We start from the raw sequence: 2,039 nt of genomic DNA on the forward strand, positions 1-2,039 counted from the left end.
AGATCGAAGCCCAGCTGCTGGCGCAGCCGGGCATCCAGCACGCGGTGGTGGTGGCGCGGGAGCAGCGGCTCGTGGCCTACGTGGCGTGCGCGACTGAGCAGTTCGACGACGCAGGCCTGAAGCAGGCACTCAGCCGACAGCTGCCCGAGTACATGGTGCCGGCGCTGATCGTGAGGCTCGACGGGCTGCCGCTGAACGCCAACGGCAAGGTGGATCGCAAGGCACTACCGCAGCCGCAGGAGATCGAGCGGGTGTACGAGGCGCCGCAGGGGGAGGTGGAGGAGCAGCTCGCGGCGATCTGGGCCGAGGTGCTCGGCATCGAACGGGTCGGGCGCCATGACAACTTCTTCGAGATCGGCGGGCATTCGCTGGCCGCACTGCAAGTGCTCGCGAAGCTGCGCCAGCGGCTCAGCGTGCAGTTGCCACTCAAACAGCTTTTCGAAAGCCCGACCTTGCTCGACTACGGACGGATCGTCGACCGGGCTCGCGGCGAAGGCGCGGCGACCGAAGCGGCAGAGCTGGATCGCATGGCCGCGCTGCTCGACATGGTGGAGGGATGATGGATCGCAGGAAGTATGAGTTGGCCGAGCGTTTTGCGGCCATGTCGGCGGACAAGCAGAAGGCCTTCCTCGAAGTGCTGCGGCAGCAGTCGCTCGATTTCTCGCGCCTGCCGATCGTGCCCGCCCGGACCGCCCGCGAACGTCTGTCCTACGCCCAGGCCCGCCTGTGGTTCCTCGCCCAGCTCGACGAGCAGAGCGCCGCCTACCATGTCGGCGGTGCATTGCGCCTGACCGGCAAGCTCGACCGAGCGGCATTGCGCGGCAGCTTCGAGGCATTGATCGCGCGCCACGAATCCTTGCGCACCGTCTTCCGTCCGGTCGACGGTGGTCTTGCCGAACAGCAGATCCTAGCCGACGCCCCGTTCTCCTTCGTCGAGGTCGATGTCGGCTCGGTGCCGAACAGCATCGAGCGCGAGCAAGCGGCCGCGCATGAGGCCCGGCATACCCACGACCAGGCATTCGATCTTGAACGCGGCCCGCTCTTCAGAGTCGGCCTGATTCGTCTCGACGACGAGGATCATCTGCTCGTTGTCGTCATGCATCACATCGTGTCCGACGGATGGTCGCTGAAGATCATCGTCGATGAGTTCTCGACGCTCTATGGCGCGTTGAGCAAGGGCCTGGCTTTGCCCCTCCATGTGCTGGAACCGCTGTCGCTCCACTATGCCGACTATGCGGCCTGGCAGCGCAGCTGGCTCGAGGCCGGCGAGAAGGACCGCCAGCTTGCCTACTGGACCGCACAGCTCGGTGAGGACGCCCCTGCGTTGCAATTGCCGACCGATCACCCGCGCGGCGCCGATACGAACTGGCGCGCCGCCCGGCATGTTTTCGAGCTGCCGCCCGCGTTGGTCGAAGCGCTGGGCAGCGTGTCTCATGCGCAAAACCTGACCCCTTTCATGGCGCTGCTTGCCGGTTGGCAGGCTCTGCTGCATCGCTGGACCGGGCAGGGCGACATTCGTGTCGGCGTGCCGATCGCGAATCGGCAGCGCGACGAGATCGAAGGCGTCGTTGGCTTCTTCGTGAACACGCAGGTGCTGCGCGCCCAGGTGGGGCCGCAGATGACCTTGTCGCAACTGCTGGCGCAGGTACGCGAGGCTGCACTCGGCGCCCAGGTCCACCAAGACCTGCCGTTCGAGCAACTCGTCGAGGCGCTGCAGCCGGAGCGCAGTCTGGCGCATGCGCCGCTATTTCAGGTCATGTTCAATCATCAGCGCGACGACCATCGCGCACTCGAGCGTCTGCCTGGGCTGACCTTGGCGCCGTGGGAGCTTCCTGATGCGGCTGCGCAGTTCGAGCTGACCCTCGATCTGCACGAACAACCCGATGGCCGCATCTCGGCGGTGCTGACCTATGCGGCGGAGCTGTTCGAACCGACGACGATCGAGCGGCTGGGCGATCACTACCTGGCGATGCTGCAAGCGCTGGCCGAACATCCAGAGCAGGCGCTGGGCGAGGTTGAGCTCGCAGGCGAGGCGGAGC

At 66.2% G+C, this 2,039-nt stretch carries 2 protein-coding genes; both read left to right on the forward strand.

All coding sequences use genetic code 11. From position 1 onward, the window contains the following. Positions 1–560 (forward strand): phosphopantetheine-binding protein (locus ACG0Z6_RS16565; protein WP_394463442.1); only part of this gene is annotated, 560 nt, incomplete at its 5' end. 20 nt (positions 561–580) lie between these two features. Further along, the coding region (locus ACG0Z6_RS16570; RefSeq protein ID WP_394463444.1) for a condensation domain-containing protein at positions 581–2,039 on the forward strand (1,459 nt) is incomplete at its 3' end.

Origin of the sequence: Roseateles rivi, from assembly GCF_043555845.1 — a bacterium.
Lineage (GTDB): Bacteria > Pseudomonadota > Gammaproteobacteria > Burkholderiales > Burkholderiaceae_C > Roseateles > Roseateles rivi.